This window comes from Bacteroides sp. AM44-19, from assembly GCF_003603395.1.
GTDB lineage: Bacteria > Bacteroidota > Bacteroidia > Bacteroidales > Bacteroidaceae > Bacteroides > Bacteroides uniformis.
In genome coordinates this window covers 14,429-36,311 of sequence record NZ_QTNB01000002.1, presented here as the reverse complement: position 1 = coordinate 36,311, position 21,883 = coordinate 14,429, and the positions used below count along the sequence as shown (strand labels likewise).

At 44.2% G+C, this 21,883-nt stretch carries 14 protein-coding genes; 9 read left to right on the top strand and 5 right to left on the bottom strand.

Annotated elements, in window-relative coordinates:
* Positions 1-157: 157 nt before the first annotated feature.
* From DW947_RS04700 to yaaA, 5 genes are all read right to left on the bottom strand, one after another.
* On the bottom strand, positions 158-1,795 hold the full coding sequence (locus tag DW947_RS04700) for a RagB/SusD family nutrient uptake outer membrane protein (RefSeq protein ID WP_005833325.1): 1,638 nt from the start codon (positions 1,793-1,795) through the stop codon (positions 158-160).
* A gap of 22 nt (positions 1,796-1,817) precedes the next feature.
* Positions 1,818-5,000, bottom strand: coding sequence for a SusC/RagA family TonB-linked outer membrane protein (locus DW947_RS04695; RefSeq protein WP_005830023.1), 3,183 nt, complete (start codon positions 4,998-5,000; stop codon positions 1,818-1,820).
* Positions 5,001-5,173: 173 nt separating this feature from the next.
* Complete coding sequence (locus tag DW947_RS04690) at positions 5,174-5,998, bottom strand: ROK family protein (RefSeq protein WP_005833328.1); 825 nt, start codon at positions 5,996-5,998, stop codon at positions 5,174-5,176.
* A gap of 83 nt (positions 5,999-6,081) precedes the next feature.
* Positions 6,082-7,077 carry a phosphatidylinositol-specific phospholipase C gene (locus tag DW947_RS04685; protein ID WP_044468795.1) on the bottom strand — a complete coding sequence of 332 codons (996 nt, stop codon included), beginning with the start codon at positions 7,075-7,077 and terminating at the stop codon, positions 6,082-6,084.
* A 147-nt stretch (positions 7,078-7,224) separates the two neighbouring features.
* Entirely contained in the window at positions 7,225-7,998 is a 774-nt protein-coding gene (gene yaaA, locus DW947_RS04680) for a peroxide stress protein YaaA (RefSeq protein ID WP_005830017.1), read from the bottom strand.
* A gap of 195 nt (positions 7,999-8,193) precedes the next feature.
* Here yaaA and recJ point away from each other — a divergent pair, with 195 nt between their 5' ends.
* From recJ to DW947_RS04630, 9 genes are all read left to right on the top strand, one after another.
* Complete coding sequence (gene recJ / locus DW947_RS04675; protein WP_005833333.1) at positions 8,194-9,909, top strand: single-stranded-DNA-specific exonuclease RecJ; 1,716 nt, start codon at positions 8,194-8,196, stop codon at positions 9,907-9,909.
* 210 nt (positions 9,910-10,119) lie between these two features.
* A complete protein-coding gene (locus tag DW947_RS04670) occupies positions 10,120-12,030 on the top strand; it encodes an ATP-dependent DNA helicase RecQ (protein WP_117963334.1) in 1,911 nt (636 codons plus the stop codon).
* Positions 12,031-12,143: 113 nt separating this feature from the next.
* Entirely contained in the window at positions 12,144-13,103 is a 960-nt protein-coding gene (locus DW947_RS04665; protein ID WP_057087153.1) for a tetratricopeptide repeat protein, read from the top strand.
* Positions 13,104-13,124: 21 nt separating this feature from the next.
* Positions 13,125-13,874, top strand: coding sequence for an endonuclease/exonuclease/phosphatase family protein (locus DW947_RS04660; protein ID WP_044468906.1), 750 nt, complete (start codon positions 13,125-13,127; stop codon positions 13,872-13,874).
* Between the two features lie 293 nt (positions 13,875-14,167).
* Positions 14,168-15,016 (top strand): prephenate dehydratase, encoded by an 849-nt coding sequence (locus tag DW947_RS04655; protein ID WP_005830004.1) that lies wholly within the window; start codon positions 14,168-14,170, stop codon positions 15,014-15,016.
* Positions 14,991-16,172 carry a pyridoxal phosphate-dependent aminotransferase gene (locus DW947_RS04650; RefSeq protein ID WP_005830000.1) on the top strand — a complete coding sequence of 394 codons (1,182 nt, stop codon included), beginning with the start codon at positions 14,991-14,993 and terminating at the stop codon, positions 16,170-16,172. Before DW947_RS04655 ends, DW947_RS04650 begins: the two co-directional genes overlap by 26 nt.
* 214 nt (positions 16,173-16,386) lie before the next feature.
* Positions 16,387-17,454 carry a bifunctional 3-deoxy-7-phosphoheptulonate synthase/chorismate mutase type II gene (locus DW947_RS04645; protein WP_005829998.1) on the top strand — a complete coding sequence of 356 codons (1,068 nt, stop codon included), beginning with the start codon at positions 16,387-16,389 and terminating at the stop codon, positions 17,452-17,454.
* A 17-nt stretch (positions 17,455-17,471) separates the two neighbouring features.
* Positions 17,472-18,245 (top strand): prephenate dehydrogenase, encoded by a 774-nt coding sequence (locus tag DW947_RS04640; protein WP_005829995.1) that lies wholly within the window; start codon positions 17,472-17,474, stop codon positions 18,243-18,245.
* 492 nt (positions 18,246-18,737) lie between these two features.
* On the top strand, positions 18,738-21,842 hold the full coding sequence (locus DW947_RS04630; RefSeq protein ID WP_117963336.1) for a response regulator: 3,105 nt from the start codon (positions 18,738-18,740) through the stop codon (positions 21,840-21,842).
* The last annotated feature ends 41 nt before the right edge of the window (positions 21,843-21,883 follow it).

Sequence of the window (21,883 nt, the reverse complement as noted above, 5' to 3'; positions counted from 1 at the left end):
CTCTCCGTATATTAAAATGATTTTATGAATAGCCTTTGCAAATGAAAGAAAAAGAAGAAATATCTGCAAGGATCAATACCCGAAAATACCAACCCCTGCAGATTAGACCAATGGCAATGAGGTCTTTTTTTATATTTTATCTCTTTCAGAGAAAATATCAATCATAATGAGGATTCTGTTTTAATTTACCATCAGATTTGGTAATCTGAACCGAAGGATAAGGGAATACGATCATGTAATCCTGATAAGCAATCTTATCCGTATAATCCTCATACTCACCTACAACGAATGTGGAAGCAGGGTCCTGGCGGTTGGCATAATGACGTACGCGCGGACGGGCATTCAATTCGGCAGCAGCCAAAGCCTTTATTTCAGTATTGCCTGAGCGATACCAGCGTTTCAAATCATATAAATGGTCTGTAAACTCAAATGCCAATTCACAACGGCGTTCATGATATAGGTCAGCCATAGTAGCAGTGCCCGTCAATAATGCAACATTGGCACGTTTACGAATGCGATTCAAATCAGCCGTAGCCAAGTCCGCTTTATTAGTCATCAAATAAGCTTCCGCACGGAAAAGTAACATTTCTGCAAAACGGATAACCGGAAAATTAATACGTACCGTCGGCCAGTCTCCGTTTGTATTGATATACCCCTTATTGGCTGCATCTTCATACTTAAAGGGATCCATGTATTTATTAATCATAAAACCGGATTCAATATCCGAGCTTGAATAAAAAGCACGGGATTCACCCAAGAATTGAAATTCCTGACCATACTCTAAAACCGTACGAACCAAACGGTCATTACCAGCTCCGTCTTTCAACATCTCTTCGTAAATATCATAAGACGGCTTGTTCTGTCCCCAGCCATTATATTGTCCCCAGCCTTTGTTCTCAAGGACAACTCCCGGAAACTCCGAACCGCCACCTTGAGAGCCACCATTTCCAGGAATAGTCCAAATATACTCTTTATTCCACCATTTAGAGAAATCAGAAGAGAACAACTCTTCATAAGTACCGGCTAAATCACGTCCGTAAGCAGTTTCCAGTTCATTGACCATACTGATTACATTTCCCCATTGTGTAGCATCCCAAGTTGCCCAATAAGCATAAACTTTAGCTTTAAAAGCTACTGCAGCCGCATCGTGCGCGCGTCCTCTATCATTATCTCCATACTCTTCAAAACGGGGCAAATACTCTATTGCCTTGTCCATATCCGAGATAATCAATTTATAATTATCGATGACCGAAGCTTGCTGAGGAGGAATAGAATTGTCATAGCCACCTTCAAAATCTTCATAACGGACAAAAGGTACCCCTTGTGTATCAAGACCGTAACGATAAGCAATCAAGAAATGAGCCCATCCACGAGTGAAGTAAGCTTCACCGAGACTTCTCTTTTCAATATCACTCAAAGTGGTGCTTTTCCCTTTCTTAAGCAACTCTTGTATTACCCAGTTGGAACGTGCCATCACTTTGTACATAGTATCAAAAATAGTACGCAAAGGGGATTCGTCTCCTGTATATTTCAATGTAGCAAGTGTTGGAAAATCACGGGTCTTTCCCCACACAACGTCGCACGCGGCACCTTGTTCCCAAAACAGTTCGCGTCCATATACAGCTTCCTGATGAAATCTTTCATACAATGCATCTACAGCATCAATAGCCTGCAGGTCATTGGTAAAATAAGTCGTTGTAGTAGCATCTCCCTCTGGTTGCACATCAAGGAAGTCACTGCAAGAACTCATAAGCAATGTGGCAGACATCGCAAAAAATAATATATTTTTTTTCATAATCATTCTTCTCTATTAATTATTAGTAAGTCAATTTTACACCAACAGATAATACGCGAGATACCGGATATTTCAAAGCATCCCAGCCACCACATTCAGGATCCATACCAGAATATCCAGTGATAGTAGCAAGATTTTCACCACTGAAGTACACAGACAAACGGCTGTTACGGTCATTCAAATGAGACCACTTGCGGAATACATCGCTTAAATCATAAGAAAGGGTTACATTCTTCAAACGCAGATAAGAAGCATTCTCCAAATACCAATCAGATGCAGTCGTAAAGTTTCCATTCGGGTCATTCTTTGACAAACGAGGAATATCAGAACCGGTATTTGTAGGACTCCAAGCATTCAATATCCCGCTGGAACGGTTAAAGTTTCCTTCTACATCACTCAACAGCATGTACTTTCCTACATATAAAGCTTTTGCTCCACCTACTCCCTGGAACATGGCACTGAAAGAAAGTTTTTTCCACGTCATTCCCAATGTAAAGGCAAAAGTCGTCTTCGGAGTCGCACTACCCATATACTGACGGTCTGCATCCGTAATTTTACCATCGCCATTATGATCCACAAACTTCAAGTCACCAGCCTTGGCATTCGGCTGAATACCTACCCACTCTTTTTCACCATTATCATTGGTCACATATGTTCCATGTTTAGCATTCCACTCGGCAACTTCTGCATCACTTTGGAACAAACCATCTGTCTTAATCAAGTAGAAGGAATTCAGAGGTTCCCCTTCCGTACTCTGCATCATATAAGGGATGCTACGGAACCTTTTATCATTAGGCCACAAACCCGGATTGCCATCCGCATCCTTCACACCTATATCTGATACCCAGTTCTTTAAATACGAGAAGTTACCCGATACGAAATAAGAAAGGTTTTTGTTAATCTTATCGCTCCAATTAGCTTGAATCTCAAAGCCACGGTTACGCACTTCACCTTGATTGATTAACATGGCATCGAGTCCCATAGTAGAAGGCCACCCCATTGATTGTGTCTGAATCAAATTGAAAGTACGTTTATCAAAATAGTCTAATGATACCGACAAACGGTTTTTAAACATCTCAACATCCAAGCCCAAGTCAGTCTGTTCTGAAGTTTCCCAGGTCAAATCAGGATTTAACGCAGAGCCGTTGTAAATCAAAGTATTCCAGATATTATTTGCCTCAGGACCATATTGTGCTTGTTCTGTCCACGAGCTTTTCTTCAACAAAGCAGACTTATAATTAAGCCCTATAGAGCTCAAATTACCTACACGCCCCCAAGAAGCACGCAATTTCAGCAAACTGATAAAATCACTCTTCTTAAAGAATTTTTCATTAGATATTTTCCATCCAAGGGTCACTGCAGGGAAATCACCATAGTTATTTTCCTTAGGCAAACGTCCAGCATAATCACGACGCCAAGATGCAGTAGCAAAATAACGGTCATTATAAGAATAAGCCAAACGGGCAATCAACGACACATTGGCATCAGGTCCAGTCAAATAGTCAGATGCTGTCACTGATCCTGCATACGCCATGTATTGTAAAAATTCCGATTCATCCGCAAAATCCTTACCCGTCACTTCCAGTCCACGCGTTTCAGAATGATCTGCCGTAGTCGAGAACAAGGCACCAACCGTATGTTCACCGAATGTCTTATCATAAGTCAGGGTATTTTCCGTCTTCCAAGCATCTCTACGGTAAGTAGTTTCTTGAAGATTATTCGACAAAGCCGGTTTACCTACTTCATCACGAATAGGATTGAACTTCTTGTAATGATTAGTCTTCATATTATAAGTAAAACGACTCGTAAACTTCAATCCAGGAAGTACATTAGCTATCTCCAAGCTGGTAGTGCTCCATATGTCACTTATCTTGTCATACAAATTCTCTGCTTCCAATAGACGTACCGGATTTACAGCATCCCCGTGGATATCAGAGAAATTCGAACCATATTTTTCAATATAGGCAGGATCTTCCGTAGTCACACCACCATAACTTCCGTCCAACGGATTATAGACAGTGGCACTTGCCGGCATGTAGATAGCCGAAAGGATAGGTCCTGTATAAGCATCGTTATCCGTAGCTTTGGAACGTTGGGTAGTGTTCTGCCATACAAAATCCTCACTGACGCTCACCCACTTGTTCAGCTGCATTTTACCATTATAACGTAATGTAAGATTCTTCTTGAAAGTATTAATCAAAACACCTTCATCATTATCGTAAGCAAAAGATATACGATTTGAAAAATTATCAGAACCTACATTCAACGCTACGTTATGACGTTGGTAGAAGGCAGTGCGGAAAATCTCATCCATCCAATCAGTACGAGTCGTACCTATCCATGGATTTTTGGTAACATCCCAACCGACTGGAAGCGAAAGTCCTGCATTTTGATGAGATATCTTACGCATCTCAATCTGCTGCTCCGCATTCAGTGGTTCTATCAAATTGGTAGCCTGACGAATACCAAAAGTGCCGTCATAAGTCAACGAAGGAGCACCTTGTTTCGCTTTTTTGGTAGTTACCAACACAACACCACCTGCACCAGACTGTGCGCCATAGATAGCAGCAGAAGCAGCATCCTTCAAAACAACGATACTTTCAATATCATTCATGGATGAGATAGGTGCACCGGGAACACCGTCCACAACCCAAAGTACATTGTCTCCATCTTGTGAGCCTTGACCACGAATCACAATGTTAGGAGAAGAAGTTGGGTCGCCACCATCGGCCGTAATGGTAACACCTGCCAGCTGTCCCTGCAGCATGCCTTCGGTAGAAGTTACCGGGCGAGCAGCCAATTCTTCAGTATTACTTACTACACCCACTGAAGCAGACAAGTCCTGCTTACGTGTATTCGCACCATACCCTAATACAACAACCTCATCCAGAAGTTCTGTATCCTCTTTAAGCACAATTACCATTTGTTTTTCTGCCACTGGTACTTCCTGAGTCACATAGCCGACAAAACTGATTACCAATACGCCGTTTTTATCGGCCGAAACATTAAAGTTTCCGTCAACGTCCGTAATCACTCCATTAGTCGTCCCCTTTACTAACACATTGGCACCAATCACAGGTTCGCCAGTCTGATCCTTTACTGTTCCTTTCACAGAAATCTGCTGTGCATAAGCACCTGCCGACAAGAACAGTCCCAACAATAGGGTCAGAATCGTTCGATAGATTCTAAGATTTACTTGTTTCATGCATTCAAAATTTAAAGTTTATAATATAGAAAATTATAATTCCGCCACAAAGGTCAGAAAGCAGAATTACATAGTTATTACAAAAGGAACAATTCCCTAACAGTCCTTATTTATGCGTAAAATAATATAACTGCAAAATATTTATTATTTTCAATCAAACCGTATAGGGATTATTACTCAAGAAGAGCGGCAGCACCCAATAAACTGGAATCCTTTTGATGCGAAGCCACCACACTCACATTATCCGATATAATCTTGTAGGGAAAACTTTGCATTGTTTGTTCCATAGCATTTTTAAAGAAAGGAAAAGCCGATACAATACCGCCTCCTAAAACAATAGCCTGGGGAGCATAGGCAAAAAGAATTGCCTTTATAAGATTACCCAAATGCCTCCCAAACTCTTTCCAAATCTCCAATGCAGCTTGTTCTCCTTGCTGGGCTTTTTCAGCTACTACCGCACCGGTAGTGCCATAACGTTTAAACAAGAAACTACTGCAATAGTGTTCAAAATCAGAGTCCAAATAAGGAAATGAGCCTATCTCACCGGCTCCCATATATTGCCCACCATACAAACGACGGCCAATGACAACGCCAGCTCCAATTCCGGTCCCGATAGTAACGCCTACCATGTTGGTATAAGATTTTCCTTCGCCGTATAGGCTCTCCCCCAAAGTGAAACAGTTGGAATCATTATTAATGGCAACTGCCACCTTGAATTCGTTCTCCAAAATCTCCTTCAAGTGTATTTCTTTCCAAGAAGATATATTTGCTACATTATATACAATTCCTTTCTCCGGATCAACAATTGAAGGGACACCGATACCGATACCATCTACCTGCTCATTCATCATATTCCGAATAAGCTGGGAAAGCTGGTTTAGCACAGTAGAAGCATCTTGCTGAGCTAAACATGGAACCGACACTTTATTCAAGCAGTTCCCTTTTTCCACTTGGGCTATTCGAATATTGGTTCCTCCTAAATCTATTGACAGTTTCATAGTATATAACATTAAGGTGTTCAACATGTGCAAAATTAAGAAAATGCTTTTTTTTCAGTATTCCCAATTGCGCATATAAATCTTCATTTTGCGCAAACATTACTGCCAATCAAATATTCCACCAAATCTTTTCCTCCAGGTTCACTGACAAAATCGATAAAAACAATACCGCAATTCCGGCTATTCTTTTGTTTTAAATAGTCAGCAATAGGCTTGTTTACCTTATCAGCAAAGACTTTAGGGGTTCCCAAGGGCAGCCCCGTCGCACTTACAAAAGTAATTCCCCACCGACGTGAGGAAACCGGCTCAGCAGACATCCCTTCAATATTACGGACACAAACCCCTACCTTCTTCCCGGCCTCCTCACCCGATTCATATTGATATTCATCTTCGAGCAAAGCCACTCCTTCCTTACCATCTTTATTGCGAAGAGTGAGCAGGCAAGTACTGTCATCCTCCCAACCTACACATGCTGCTCCAGGATAATTATCCATAGCATGATCCCTATGCAGGAAAAGAATCTTTCCACGGCAATCTTTCAGCGTCAATTCAGGGCGAAAGTCCATCACGAAATAACTTTGATACTCAGGGCTGCTTAAAGAAACGGACAGCAGAGAAGCATAATCCCGCAATTCTCCCCCTTCCTTTTTCAAGGAAACAATCAAAGTCTCAGAAGGATATGTTTGCAGAAAGTGTATAAAAGCAGGTAAAACATCATCTTCCCAATATATATCCTGAAAGGCATGACTGTGAAACACCCCCAGTTTATTACCTTTCTTTTCCAAACGGATATCGAAAGCACGGATGCCTTGCCGTAATTGAGCAGGAATATCTGTTGCTTGTGTTTTCAACATATGCCCTCCTTTGATACTACCGCTATCGTGTGAACCAGGAATAGAAATCTTACATATAGGAAGCGTATCATGGAGAATCCTCATCCACTCAGGCCGCAGTGCAACCTCATCCCGCGCCTCCGCACAAGTATCCTGCAATCTGGAAGCTGTAGCACAAACCGGAGCATTCAATAGAAATATGGTCAAAGCTAATACAACAACTGTTCTTAATCCGTTTCTCTTCATAGTATATTGCTTTTAAGTTTACTGCATGCAAATGTAGAGGGTTCATTCTTTTCCCTCATCCTAAATTGCGTATTTAGTTCTTCATTTTGCGCAAACATCGAAAGCAACATATAGTAACATCTGAGCCAAACGTAATGTACCTTTTCATTACATAAATGTACCTAACGAAAAATGCCATACATTCTCCGTACTGCGTATCTCATCCCAGACGAAGCCCTCCCAAGAAAAGGATTTCAACTCCTCAGGACACTCCAGACGGTTCTTGACAATAAAACGCGTCATCTCTCCGCGACACATCTTGGCATAGATAACGACAGTCTTCGGCTGTCCGGCCTTCCAAACTTGAAACTCGGGCGTAATAACACGCACCTCTTGCTCCACCCGCTTCCAGTCGAACAAATCTTTCATTTCAGCACTTGCCAAATTAATGAGAACACCGCCACAGTTTTTAATTTCCTCTATGAAGTAATCCGTCAACAAAGGCTTCCAATAATCAAACATGGATATTCCACCTTTTTCGGGCAAACGGACATCTCCTTCCAAACGATAGGGTTTGATACCGTCCAGCGGGCGAAGCAACCCATAAAGAAAAGAAGTGATACGTAGATGTTCTTGCGCATAACGAAAATCCTCCGCTGAAAAATCTTTCGGAAGAATGCGTTTAAAAACAGCTCCCGTGTAGGCGCAAACGGCTGGCATCGAACGATTCTCCTCCGAACAGAAATCATGAAAACGCAAACGGTTCTCGGCAGCAATTTTGGTATTCACCCGAAGAAGCCTTTCCAATTCGGATACTGAATACTGCGACATTTCCAACGCATTCCGCACAGCCTCCGTTTCGAATTTCGGGACTGTGACTTCGGGCACGACAACAGAGCAGCGCGCTGCCATGGTCTTTGCACAAGAGATAAAAACAAGCATAGCGATATTTTTTAATGGATACAAAAATAAAGTTTTTTAGTGGAGAATACATATACTTATAAAGTTTTTCCGCAGAATTCACCTCCGTTTCAAGAGTTTTTCATACCTTTACACCTTGTTGGAGAAAAGTGCACGTATTGAACCCCTCTACTCCCCCAACATCTTGAGATAGAAAAAGAAAAAATAATATATAAAATGACTCACAAATGGAATTATCAACCCATTACACCCGAACAGGCAGAAGCAAGCCAACAACTGGCCCAAGAATTGGGAATTAGCCCAATATTGGGAAAATTGCTGGTGGAGCGGGGAATAACAACGGCAGCGGATGCCCGGAAGTTTTTCCGCCCCCAACTACCGGACTTATACGACCCATTCCTGATGAAGGATATGGATATAGCCGTAGAGCGCCTGAACAAGGCAATGGGAAAGAAAGAGCGCATTCTTGTTTATGGAGATTATGACGTAGACGGTACCACGGCTGTGGCATTGGTCTACAAGTTTATTCAACAGTTCTATTCGAACATCGACTACTATATCCCCGACCGTTACAATGAGGGGTATGGAGTTTCAATCCAAGGAGTAGACTATGCCGCAGAGAGTGGTGTAGGTTTGATTATTGTATTGGACTGCGGTATCAAAGCCGTCGAAGAAATCACATACGCCAAGGAGAAAGGCATTGATTTCATCATCTGCGACCATCATGTCCCCGATGATGTACTGCCCCCTGCTGTAGCCATTCTGAATGCCAAACGGGAAGACAACACCTATCCTTATGAACATCTGTCCGGATGCGGTGTAGGCTTTAAGTTCATGCAGGCATTTGCCCTCAACAACGGTATCGAGTTCCATCACCTTATCCCTTTACTGGACCTCTGCGCCGTCAGTATCGCATCGGATATTGTCCCCATTATGGGTGAAAACCGCATTCTCGCCTACCACGGTTTGAAGCAGTTGAACAGTAATCCCAGCGTAGGCCTGAAAGCAATCATTGATGTCTGCGGACTGACGGACAAGGACATCACCGTCAGTGACATTGTATTCAAAATAGGTCCCCGCATCAACGCCTCCGGACGTATCCAGAACGGGAAAGAAGCTGTTGACTTGCTTACTGAAAAAGATTTCTCTCTTGCCCTGGAGAAAGCCGGACAAATCAACCAATACAACGAGACACGCAAGGACTTGGACAAGACCATGACCGAGGAGGCCAACAAGATTGTAGCTGACCTGGACGGACTTGCCGACCGACGTTCCATCGTATTGTACAATGAAGACTGGCATAAAGGCGTCATCGGCATCGTAGCCTCCCGGCTGACGGAAATCTATTACCGGCCGGCAGTAGTACTGACACGTACGGATGACATGGCAACCGGATCTGCCCGTTCCGTCTCCGGATTCGATGTCTACAAAGCCATTGAATACTGCCGCGACCTTCTGGAAAACTTCGGAGGTCATACCTACGCCGCCGGTCTTTCCATGAAGGTGGAAAATGTACCGGCCTTTATCGAACGCTTCGAAGAGTTCGTATCACAAAATATCCTGCCGGAACAGACATGCGCCGTCATCGACATCAATGCCGAGATTGATTTCAGAGACATCACTCCGAAATTCTTCAGCGACTTGAAGAAATTCAATCCATTCGGACCGGACAATGCCAAACCCATTTTCTGTACGCACAATGTCTATGATTATGGTACCAGCAAAGTCGTAGGCCGCGACCAGGAACATATCAAGCTAGAACTGGTGGATAATAAATCGAACAATGTAATGAACGGCATCGCTTTCGGGCAAAGTTCCCACGTACGCTTCATCAAGACCAAACGTTCCTTCGACATCTGCTATTCCATTGAAGAGAATACCCATAAGAGGGGTGAAGTGCAGTTGCAGATTGAAGACATAAAGCCGAACTGAAAGCCTCTCCCCTAACCCCTCCCCCACAGGGAGGGGAATAAGAATAGTCTCCTTATATTAAGGAAATGATGAAAATTGGTTGATGCTATAAGATAAGTAATCACTACTATTAGCATAGAGAAGGAAAGAATATCAATTCAACGATAAGAAGTAGCAAGAAAGTTCAATAAGACCATGAGCAGCAGTAGTAACTTCAAAACTCCCCTCCCTATGGGGGAGGGATTGGGGGTGAGGCTTCTGAAGCAATACTGGGGATACGATACCTTCCGGGGAATCCAGGAAGATATCATCAACAGCATTACCGAGGGACGGGACACTTTGGGACTAATGCCCACGGGAGGAGGAAAATCCATCACTTTCCAAGTTCCGGCACTTGCTAAAGAAGGACTTTGCCTGGTCATCACTCCGTTGATTGCCCTCATGAAAGACCAGGTACAAAACCTGAAAAAACGGGGAATCAAGGCGCTTGCCATCTACTCAGGCATGAGCAGGCAGGAAATCATCGTCACACTGGAGAACTGTATATTCGGCAATTTCAAGTTCCTCTATATCTCCCCCGAAAGGCTCGATACTGAAATCTTCCGCACCAAACTGCAGAAGATGAAAATCAGTATGATTACGGTAGACGAAAGCCACTGCATATCGCAATGGGGCTACGATTTCCGTCCCGCCTATCTGAAGATAGCCGAAATACGCGAACTTCTGCCCGGCGTACCCATCCTGGCATTGACAGCCACCGCCACTCCGGAAGTAGTGAAAGATATCCAGGCCCGTCTGCATTTCCGTGAGGAAAATGTGTTCCGCATGAGTTTCGAACGCAAAAATCTCGCCTATATCGTCCGTAAAACGGAAAACAAGACGGGAGAGCTGTTGCACATCCTGCGCCGTATGCCCGGAAGCGCCATCATCTATGTGCGCAACCGCCGCCGCACCAAGGAAATTACCGAACTGCTGCACAACGAAGGCATCACCGCAGATTTCTACCATGCCGGACTGGACGATGCCACCAAAGACATCCGCCAACAACGCTGGCAGACGGGAGAAAGCCGCGTCATGGTCGCCACCAATGCATTCGGTATGGGTATCGACAAACCGGATGTACGGATTGTCATCCACATGGACCTGCCCGATTCCATAGAAGCCTACTTCCAGGAAGCAGGACGTGCCGGAAGGGACGGACAAAAAGCCTACGCGGTCGTCCTTTACGCCAAGTCGGATAAGGCAACACTGCACAAACGCATTCCCGACACCTTTCCTGAAAAAGAGTATATAAAGGAAGTATATGAGCATCTTCAATACTATTACCAGATGGCAATGGGAGACGGACAAGGCTGTGTACGCGAGTTCAATATAGAAGACTTTTGCCGAAAGTTCAAGTACTTCCCCGTTCCCGTGGACAGTGCCTTGAAGATTCTGACACAAGCGGGATACCTGGAATATACAGACGAACAAGACAATGCATCCCGGCTACTGTTCACTATCCGTCGAGACGAACTTTATAAACTGAGAGAGCTCGGCGAAGATATGGACAAACTCATCCAAACCATTCTCCGCTCCTATACCGGGGTCTTCACAGACCATGCTTTCATCAATGAAGATTCACTGGCCATACGCACTGGACTCACACGCCGGCAAGTGTATGAACAGCTCATCCACCTAGCCAAGCTACGTATCGTCAGTTACATCCCCCGCAAAAAGACACCATATATAATATACACGCGAGAGAGGGTTGAAATGCGCCACCTGCAAATCTCTCCCGCCGTGTACGAGGAACGCAAAGAGCGGTATGAGAAACGCATAAGTGCCATGCTGGATTACGTGAGCAGCGATACCGTGTGCCGTAGTCGAATGCTGCTACACTACTTCGGAGAGAAGAACGAGCATAACTGCGGGCAGTGCGACACTTGCATCAATTTGAAGAACAAGAAACCTTCCGGCCACCTTTCGGAAAAGGAACTTTCTGAAAAGATTCTTCAAGCCCTATCTGATAAACCACAAACTCCAGCCACTTTGGCAGAACAGATACCGGACGATAAAAACATGCTCATCGATGTGTTACATGAATTGTTGGACGAAGGTAAGGTAATTGCTGTCAACGGAATGCTTCAAATCAAAAAATAATTCATTACTTTTGCCGTTGGAAAAGAATGTCCTGCCGCTGAGAGGAACATCTCTTATCAGCCATGCCCCTCCTTTTCCTTTTTAATTTTTAATTCTTTAATTTTTAATCACCTATGGGATTCTTTAAATCTTTTTTCTCCGGCAAGTCAGACAGTCCGGCAAATGAGAAACAAAAAAACGAACAGAAGAATTTTGAGATATTCAAGTATGACGGTATGCGTGCACAACGCATGGGCCGTACAGACTACGCCATCAAATGCTTCACTGAAGCCCTTGCCATTCAAGAAGACTTTGAAACCATGGGCTACCTTGCCCAAGTCTACACCCAGACCAGCGAACTGGACGAGGCCCACAAACTGCTGCAGCGTATGACCGAAATAGAGCCGGAACATACCTCCACCTACCTCAGTCTTGCCAACGTATGCTACATGCAGGAAGACTATCCCGCCATGGCAGGAGCGGCAAAGAAAGCTATCGAAATAGAAGAAGGCAACGCCATGGCACACTACCTGCTAGGCAAAGCAGACAATGGGCAAGGGGACGGCATCATGTGTATCGCTCATCTTACGAAAGCCATCGTACTGAAAGATGATTTCATCGAAGCACGTCTGCTTCGTGCCGAAGCACTGGTCCAAATGCAGCAATACAAGGAAGCGATGGAAGACATAGACACCATTCTGGCACAAGACCCGGAAGACGAAAGTGCCATCTTGCTCCGCGGAAAGATAGAAGAAGCTACGGGAAACAAAGAAAAAGCAGAAAGCAGTTATCAGAAAGTGACAGAGTTGAATCCCTTCAACGAACAAGCCTTCCTCTACTTAGGACAGCTTTACATCACCCAAAACAAGCTGGCAGAAGCCATCGAGCTCTTTACGGAAGCCACAGAACTGAACCCTAATTTCGCAGAGGCCTATCATGAGCGCGGACGTGCCAAGTTGCTGAACGGAGACAAGGAAGGCTCTGCGGAGGACATGAAGAAAGGACTGGAACTCAATCCTAAAGAGATACAGAACTTTAACGGACAATATGGTAACCAACCGGGGGGAAGTACCGGTAATATCCTAGGATTATAACAAATTCAATTATTGCCGCCAATGAAACGAAATTTATTTCTATCAGTACTTTTTGTACTGATGTTCGCACCTGCCCATGCACAGCAAGTGAACATATTGTCCTATAACGTACATAATTGCATCGGTATGGACAAGGAGTACAATTACCGACGCATTGCCAATGTTATCAGTCAAACTTCTCCGGACATAGTCGCCCTGCAGGAACTTGACAGTGTAACGGTGCGCAACAAAGGAATCCATGCTCTCGGAGAACTAGAAAAACTGACCGGAATGCACGGGACTTATGCAGCAGCCATTCCTTTTCAGGGTGGAAGCTACGGCATCGGAATCCTCTCCAGAGAGATACCCATAAAATACAAAATCATTCCAATGCCCGGACGGGAAGAAAAACGTACCCTCATTATTGCAGAATTTAAAGATTATGTATTTTGTGCCACACACCAGTCCCTCACTCCAGAAGACCAGCTCCTTGCCGTACCATTGATAGAAAAAGCCTTGCAAAACGTCGATAAGCCCATCTTTATGGCAGGCGACATGAACTCTGCACCAGCAAGCGCTCCCCAGCTGGAATTGGCAAAACATTTTGCCACCCTCAATGACACAACCTCTTATACTTTCCCGGCAGACCGTCCCAACCGATGTATAGACTACATCTACGGCTATTCCAAGAATGGGTATCGGTTTGACGTACAATACCGGAAAGTCATAGAAGACACCATTTCATCCGACCATCGTCCGGTTCAAGTCATTGTACAAGTTAAAGGGAAATAAGTTAAATTGCTACTATCCCTAAAAAAAACATTGTTTTTTGTTTGTATATAAAAGAAAAGCATTACTTTTGTCACGTAATTCAAAAACAGAGAATACAAGTATGAAGTCATTTACTTATGCATATTACTTCTTTTTTTACTTTTACTTTAGCCAGAAAGTAGAGCGGGAGTTTGTATGTATCAAGTGACAGTGATGCTTAAGGACTGAATAGAGAAACAAGTAAATATACAGAATCCCGCTCCATCGTATGGAAGCGGGATTTTTTTTATAGCATAACCAAGAAAATAAAAATAATGAAAAAGGTAGCCATTCAAGGAACATTAGGCTCGTATCACGACATCGCCGCACACAAGTACTTCGAAGGAGAAGAAATAGAGTTAATCTGTTGCGCCAACTTTGAAGACGTGTTCGGTGCCATCAAAAAAGACAGTCAGACCATAGGAATGCTGGCAATAGAAAACACCATTGCAGGCAGTTTGCTGCATAACAATGAGCTATTACGCCAAAGTGGCGCACAGATTGTCGGCGAGTACAAGCTACGTATTTCCCATAGTTTTGTCTGCCTGCCCGATGAAGACTGGGATGATATTACCGAAGTCAACTCCCACCCTATCGCCCTGATGCAATGCCGTGAATTCCTGGGACAACACCCCGGAATCAAAGTGGTGGAAGGCGAAGATACCGCCCGCAGTGCCGAAATCATCCAACAGGAACATCTGAAAGGCCATGCAGCTATCTGCTCCAAAGCTGCTGCAGAGCGTTATGGCATGAAGGTCCTGCAGGAAGGTATCGAAACCAACAAACATAACTTCACCCGTTTCCTGGTCGTAGCCGACCCTTGGCAAGTAGATGAACTGAACCGGCATCGCAGCAAGGACGTCAACAAGGCAAGCATGGTATTCACACTTCCCCATACTGAAGGAAGCCTTTCCCAGGTATTGTCTATTTTGTCTTTCTACCGCATCAACCTGACCAAGATACAATCACTGCCCATCATCGGGCGTGAATGGGAATACCAGTTTTACGTAGATGTCGTCTTCGACAATGTGCTGAGATATAAACAATCCATTGCGGCCATCACACCGCTGACCAAAGAACTGAAAATATTAGGAGAATATGAAGATGGAAAATCAAACGTGTAGAATAAAGCCTGCCGACCGCCTGGCAAGCGTAAGCGAATACTACTTTTCGAAGAAGCTGAAAGAAGTGGCACAAATGAATGCCGAAGGAATGGATGTCATCAGCCTGGGAATCGGAAGCCCCGACATGCCGCCTTCCGAAAAGACAATCCGGACACTTTGCGAAGCTGCCTGCAATCCGGACGGACATGGTTACATGCCCTACGTAGGTATCCCCGAATTGCGCCGCGGTTTTGCGGACTGGTACCAAAAATGGTACGGTGTAGCATTGAATCCCAACACAGAGATACAACCGCTCATCGGCTCCAAAGAAGGCATCCTGCACGTGACGCTGGCCTTTGTCAACCCCGGTGAACAAGTATTGGTTCCCAATCCCGGCTATCCCACCTATACTTCATTAAGCAAGATTCTGGGTGCCGAGGTCGTGAACTATAACTTGAAAGAAGAAAACGGCTGGATGCCCGACTTCGACGAACTGGAACGGATGGACATGAGCCGTGTAAAACTGATGTGGACCAACTATCCCAATATGCCCACCGGGGCGAACGCAACACCGGAACTGTACCGGAAACTGGTGGACTTCGCACGCCGCAAGGACATCGTCATCGTAAACGACAACCCCTACAGTTTCATCCTGAACGAACATCCCATCAGCATCCTCAGTATTCCGGGTGCCAAAGAGTGCTGCATAGAATTCAATTCCATGAGCAAAAGCCACAACATGCCGGGATGGCGTATCGGCATGCTTGCCTCGAATGCCGACTTCGTGCAATGGATATTGAAAGTAAAGAGCAACATCGACAGCGGTATGTTCCGTGCCATGCAACTGGCAGCCGCCACTGCCCTGGAAGCAGAGCAAGACTGGTATGACGGCAACAACGCGAATTACCGCAACCGCCGTCAGTTGGCAGGAGAAATCATGCATACCTTGGGTTGCACCTACGACGAAAACCAGGTAGGCATGTTCCTCTGGGGCAAAATCCCCGACAGCTGTACAGACGTGGAAGAACTGACTGAACACGTGCTGCATAAAGCCAGAGTGTTCATTACTCCCGGATTTATCTTCGGAAGTAACGGGAAACGGTATATCCGCATCTCCCTCTGCTGTAAGGACAATAAACTGGCAGAAGCATTGAAGCGTATCAAGGACATGAAATAAATGCTTACAAGTAAGAGATGAACACCCTAAAGCCGGAATCCCGTTTACTAAAACTCCACCGGAGATTTACTAAAACGGGAGGAACGATTTAGTAAATCTTCTCCGACGTTTTACTAAATCTCCGGGACCTTGCTCAGAAAGTCTTCTGAAAAGGAGGAAACGTCACAAGGAAGAAAAAGCATAATTAAAGAATATTATTAAACAAATAAAGAATATGGAACTCGAATTAGAACCTATCACATTACCTGGTGTTGAAGACAAACGCCCTATGGTAATAGCCGGCCCCTGCAGTGCCGAAACCGAAGAACAAGTAATGAGCACCGCCAAACAATTGGCAGACAAAGGCCTCAAGCTATTCCGTGCCGGCATCTGGAAACCGCGCACCAAACCGGGCGGCTTCGAAGGAGTAGGCGTAGACGGCCTTGCATGGCTGAAGGAGGTAAAGAAAGAAACCGGCATGTACGTTTCAACAGAAGTTGCTACCGCCAAACATGTATACGAATGCCTGAAGGCTGGAATTGACCTTCTTTGGGTAGGTGCACGTACCACCGCCAATCCTTTCGCCGTACAGGAAATTGCCGATGCACTGAAAGGCGTAGATATCCCGGTACTGGTGAAGAATCCGGTAAATCCTGACCTGGAGCTGTGGATTGGAGCTTTGGAACGTATCAACAATGCAGGCTTGAAACGTCTGGGTGCCATCCACCGCGGGTTTAGCAGCTATGACAAAAAGCTCTACCGTAACTTGCCCCAATGGCATATCCCCATTGAGCTGCGCCGCCGAATTCCCAACCTTCCTATTATCTGTGACCCCAGCCACATAGGTGGAAAGCGCGAACTGGTTGCTCCACTCTGCCAGCAAGCTATGGATTTGGGCTTCAACGGACTGATTATCGAGAGCCACTGCAACCCGGACTGTGCCTGGAGCGATGCAGCCCAGCAAGTCACCCCGGATGTGCTGGATTACATCCTCAACCTGCTGGTCATCCGCAAGGAAACACAAAGCACCGAGAACCTCAGCGAATTGCGCAAGCAGATAGACGAATGCGACAACAATCTTATTCAGGAGCTGGCCAAACGGATGCGTGTGGCACGTGAAATCGGTACATACAAAAAAGAGCATGACATGACCATCCTGCAAACCGGACGCTACAACGAAATCCTCGAGAAACGCGGCTCGCAAGGCGCATTGTGTGGCATGGATGCTGAATTCATCAAAAAGGTATTTGAGGCGATACACGAAGAGAGTGTAAGACAGCAGATGGAAATTATAAATAAGTAATTGGCACATTAAACATCATGAGAATATTAATACTTGGAGCCGGGAAAATGGGCTCTTTCTTCACAGACATCCTGAGTTTCCAGCACGAGACGGCTGTGTTCGACGTCAATCCGCACCAACTGCGTTTTGTCTACAACACCTACCGCTTCACCACACTGGAAGAAATCAAGGACTTCGAGCCGGAGCTGGTCATCAATGCCGTTACGGTGAAATACACGCTGGACGCTTTCCGCCAAGTGCTGCCTGTACTGCCCAAAGACTGCATCATCAGCGACATCGCTTCGGTAAAGACCGGATTGAAGAAATTCTACGATGAAAGCGGCTTCCGCTACGTGTCGACGCATCCTATGTTCGGTCCCACTTTTGCCAGCCTCAACAATCTGAATACGGAGAATGCCATCATCATCAGCGAAGGCGACCACTTGGGGAAAATCTTCTTCAAGGACCTCTACCAGACCATGAAGCTGAACATCTTTGAATATACCTTCGACGAGCATGATGAGACTGTGGCATACTCCTTATCCATTCCGTTTGTATCCACTTTCGTGTTTGCAGCGGTAATGAAACACCAGGAAGCTCCGGGCACCACCTTCAAAAAGCACATGGCCATTGCCAAAGGCCTGCTGAGTGAAGACGACTACCTGCTCCAAGAAATTCTCTTCAATCCGCGCACCCCCTCACAAGTGGAGAACATCCGCCTGGAACTGAAGAACCTGCTGGAAATCATCAGCAATAAGGATGCAGAAGGCATGAAGAAGTATCTGACTAAAATCAGGGAAAAGATTAGATAAACAATCAACAAGTGTGTGCCTCGATGCCAAGGTACACACTTTTATCCCAACTAAACACCCCGGATGAAAAAGACAGTCACCACCTCAGGCTATCCGTCGAAGTAGCCCTTTGAAGAGGTGCATGAATCACCGGAAATCCTAACAGTTGACACTAAAAGACAAAAAAATGTCTCCGGTACCATTTTCAAAAGCGGGTGCAAAAATATCACTTTTTTCAAGATGAAAATATCCTTTTTATCTTTTTATTACAATCTGCCAACTTCCTTTTCTATCTCCTCTCACCCTTGTACTCACTTGCTAGACAACACAAAACAGATATATAAAATAATAATTACATTAAACTTCCAGTGTATAGAATAAAAAGACGCCGTTAATTATTTTTAATTTTAGCAACTATATTTTACGATTAAAATGCATTTGTATTATTTTTGTATAAATAACACGTGGCAATTAAATTGCCATTAGACAATATACTACTTGAAAAATCAGGTTATGAAAATTTTTCTAGATAAAAGATGCATAATCAATTTATGTTTCCTTTTTTTATATTTAAGTTCGGCTTTTGCCACAGCAACCATAGTCGGCAAACACCGCAGATTACTTATTATAAACTCGTACAATGAAAGCGCACCCTGGAGCCAAGAACTTATAACTCCCATCCTGCTGCAAACATCTCCTATAGAGGACATCACAGCCGATGTAGTACACATGAACGGGACGTTCATTCGTAATGACTCATTGTATATCCGGATGGAGAATGGCATTTTCGAACGTTTCCAGGATAAGAAACCCGATTATCTTGTACTTCTCGGCAACATGGCTTTTACTTTAAGGGAACGTATTTTGAGTGAGTGGGGAAATATTCCAATAGTATTGATCGGCAACGAAGACACGTATGCTCCACGGGAATATTATTTCACCGGACGTCCTATACACATTTCCAATGCCATCACATCTCCTCTGGTTGACCTGCAGCCGCAATACAACTTTACTTTTATCGAAACGCCGTATATGTACAAAGAGACCATCGACATGATGGTACAGATGCTGCCAAAAATGAAAACGATTGTATTCGCAGCAGATGAACTCTATCATAACCAAGACTTGGACCGGCTTATTCATGCCTATATAACGTCAAAGTATCCAAACCTCCACTATGAACGCTTAATAGGTAATGAAAGAAACCAAAACGAATTACAGGCATATCTGCTAAATGATGAACCGGAGACGGGTATGCTATTTTCCACATGGTTTTACGAGCGTAAGAATCTACTCGGTTTTCCTACACTCATCAGTGGAGACTTTCAGTTAGTTGCATCATCGCCTCAACCCGTATTTGCATTAAGGAATGCCTATGTGGGTAAAGAGGGGTTTGCGGGAGGATATTTCTATGACCGCATGGAAGTGCAAAACGCGCTTTCTTCAGCCCTCAAACAGATATTTGCAGGAGAGGATGCACAGAATATCCCATTTACATATAGCAAGAAATCCTATCCCTTCATCAACTACCAGCAACTGCAGATGGACGGTCTGGACACCACACTCTGTCCTAAGGACTCGGTATTCATCAATAAACCGCTTACATTCTGGCAGAAGTATCAATGGTGGATTATTTGCGGAGTAGTGTTGATACTCTCACTACTTATCATAGCTTTAGTCATTTATCGGTTCCAGCAAAAGAAAATCACCTTGCTAAGTGCCCATGATACCCTTTTACGTAATATGCCGATATCTTATACTCAAATAGAGGTTTTCTTCGACAAAACGGGACAGATAGCAGATATGAGCTATCGATGCGGCAATATTATTTTCAACGACCAGTTTACGCCAACTACCGATGGTTCACAAAAAAATGCCTTCTCCCAAATAGAGCACCTAACACATTTCATGGAAATGGTATTCCAAGAAAAGCAAACGGTAACATTTACTCATTACTTCAAACAAACAAACAGCTTTTACGAATTCATTCTTTGCCCGGCATCCCAAAAACACACTTTGGATGTCTTTGCCGTAGATATTACAGCGCGCAAAGATGCCGAAAACACATTGCGAGAGATTAATAAAAAACTGGAAATGACATTGGGCATAGCACGCATCATACCATGGCGCTGGGATTTAAAGGAGGGTCTGATTTATTGCGAAGCACAAAAGATATTAGACCACATGAACTTTACAAAGGAGAAGAACTCTACAGTCCAAGTAGATATTATCAAGGCGTCAGAATATTTCCGAAAGATACACCCGGAAGACTTCGAACGTATGCACCATGTACATGAAAATCTCATTTCAGGCAAGTTGCAGCATATCAAAGAAGAATATCGTATCATCACCGAAGTAGAAGGGCGAAAAATAACAGATTGGATGGAAACCAACGCAGTAATTGACCAGCGCGACAAGAACGGCTATCCAATATCGCTTGTCGGCTCCCTTTTACTGATAACAGAACGCAAGAGGCAAGAAGAAGCGCTTATCCGAGCACGAGAAAAAGCCCAAGAATCCGACCGGCTGAAATCTGCATTTCTAGCCAATATGAGCCACGAGATACGTACCCCCTTGAATGCCATCGTAGGATTCTCCAGCCTGCTGACTGCAACCGAAAACGAAACCGAACGCAAAGAGTTCATCAGTATCATAGAAACCAACAACCAGTTGCTATTGCAACTGGTAAGTGACATCCTGGATCTTTCAAAAATAGAAGCAAATACACTGGAATTCAATTATCAGAATGTCGACTTAAATCAGTTGGCAAAAGATGTGGAAAACACTGTACGAGGCAGACTGCAAACAGGTGTTGCCCTACAATTCGTTCCTGAAGTACCAGTTTGTTATGTACAGACAGAACATAACCGTCTCTCTCAAGTCCTCATCAACCTGCTGGTCAACGCTGCAAAATTTACAGAGAAAGGTGAGATTATGTTTGGATACAAAATCCGTGGAGAAGAACTCTATTTCTACGTAAAAGATACGGGCATAGGCATCTCACTAGAGAATCAGAAGAAAATATTTGAACGGTTTACCAAAGTAAACACCTTTATACAAGGAACGGGATTAGGGCTCTCAATATGCAAAAACATTGTCACAAAAATGAAAGGACGCATCGGAGTAGAATCCGAAGGAGAAGGTAAAGGAAGTACTTTCTGGTTTACAATACCTTATAAACCGAAAGAGGCTCAAAAGGAAAATAATCTAACTTTAATGCCTCTTCTGAACGAGAGAAGCAAGGAAAAGCCTATAATCCTGATAGCAGAGGACAACGAAAGCAACTATATGCTGTTCAAGTCTATCCTACAGAAAGATTATGAGTTGGTTCATGCTTGGGATGGGGAGGAAGCCGTGGAACTCCATCAGAAGTTTCATCCGCATGTGGTCATCATGGACATCAATATGCCTAAAATGGATGGATATGAAGCTACTCGCGAAATACGTAAAGTATCCAAAACGGTACCTATCATTGCAGTAACGGCATACTCCTTTGCTTCGGACAAAGAAAAGATTATGCAGAATGGCTTTAACGGATATATGTCCAAGCCGGTTGACATACAAAGATTGAAAGAAAAACTCGACTATACAATCCACGGGAATTTTATGATGATGTAGGGTTCCGGTCTGCTCTTTCCTATATGATATTTTTTGATTAT

Excerpts from the sequence above, each read along its gene's own strand:
- recJ (WP_005833333.1), top strand. The coding sequence starts at position 8,194 with ATGACTCACAAATGGAATTATCAACCCATTACACCCGAACAGGCAGAA.
- DW947_RS04660 (WP_044468906.1), top strand. The coding sequence starts at position 13,125 with ATGAAACGAAATTTATTTCTATCAGTACTTTTTGTACTGATGTTCGCA.
- DW947_RS04690 (WP_005833328.1), bottom strand. The coding sequence starts at position 5,998 with ATGAAACTGTCAATAGATTTAGGAGGAACCAATATTCGAATAGCCCAA.
- DW947_RS04645 (WP_005829998.1), top strand. The coding sequence starts at position 16,387 with ATGGAACTCGAATTAGAACCTATCACATTACCTGGTGTTGAAGACAAA.
- DW947_RS04640 (WP_005829995.1), top strand. The coding sequence starts at position 17,472 with ATGAGAATATTAATACTTGGAGCCGGGAAAATGGGCTCTTTCTTCACA.
- DW947_RS04655 (WP_005830004.1), top strand. The coding sequence starts at position 14,168 with ATGAAAAAGGTAGCCATTCAAGGAACATTAGGCTCGTATCACGACATC.
- DW947_RS04665 (WP_057087153.1), top strand. The coding sequence starts at position 12,144 with ATGGGATTCTTTAAATCTTTTTTCTCCGGCAAGTCAGACAGTCCGGCA.
- DW947_RS04695 (WP_005830023.1), bottom strand. The coding sequence starts at position 5,000 with ATGAAACAAGTAAATCTTAGAATCTATCGAACGATTCTGACCCTATTG.
- DW947_RS04700 (WP_005833325.1), bottom strand. The coding sequence starts at position 1,795 with ATGAAAAAAAATATATTATTTTTTGCGATGTCTGCCACATTGCTTATG.
- DW947_RS04630 (WP_117963336.1), top strand. The coding sequence starts at position 18,738 with ATGAAAATTTTTCTAGATAAAAGATGCATAATCAATTTATGTTTCCTT.
- yaaA (WP_005830017.1), bottom strand. The coding sequence starts at position 7,998 with ATGCTTGTTTTTATCTCTTGTGCAAAGACCATGGCAGCGCGCTGCTCT.
- DW947_RS04670 (WP_117963334.1), top strand. The coding sequence starts at position 10,120 with ATGGGGGAGGGATTGGGGGTGAGGCTTCTGAAGCAATACTGGGGATAC.
- DW947_RS04685 (WP_044468795.1), bottom strand. The coding sequence starts at position 7,077 with ATGAAGAGAAACGGATTAAGAACAGTTGTTGTATTAGCTTTGACCATA.
- DW947_RS04650 (WP_005830000.1), top strand. The coding sequence starts at position 14,991 with ATGAAGATGGAAAATCAAACGTGTAGAATAAAGCCTGCCGACCGCCTG.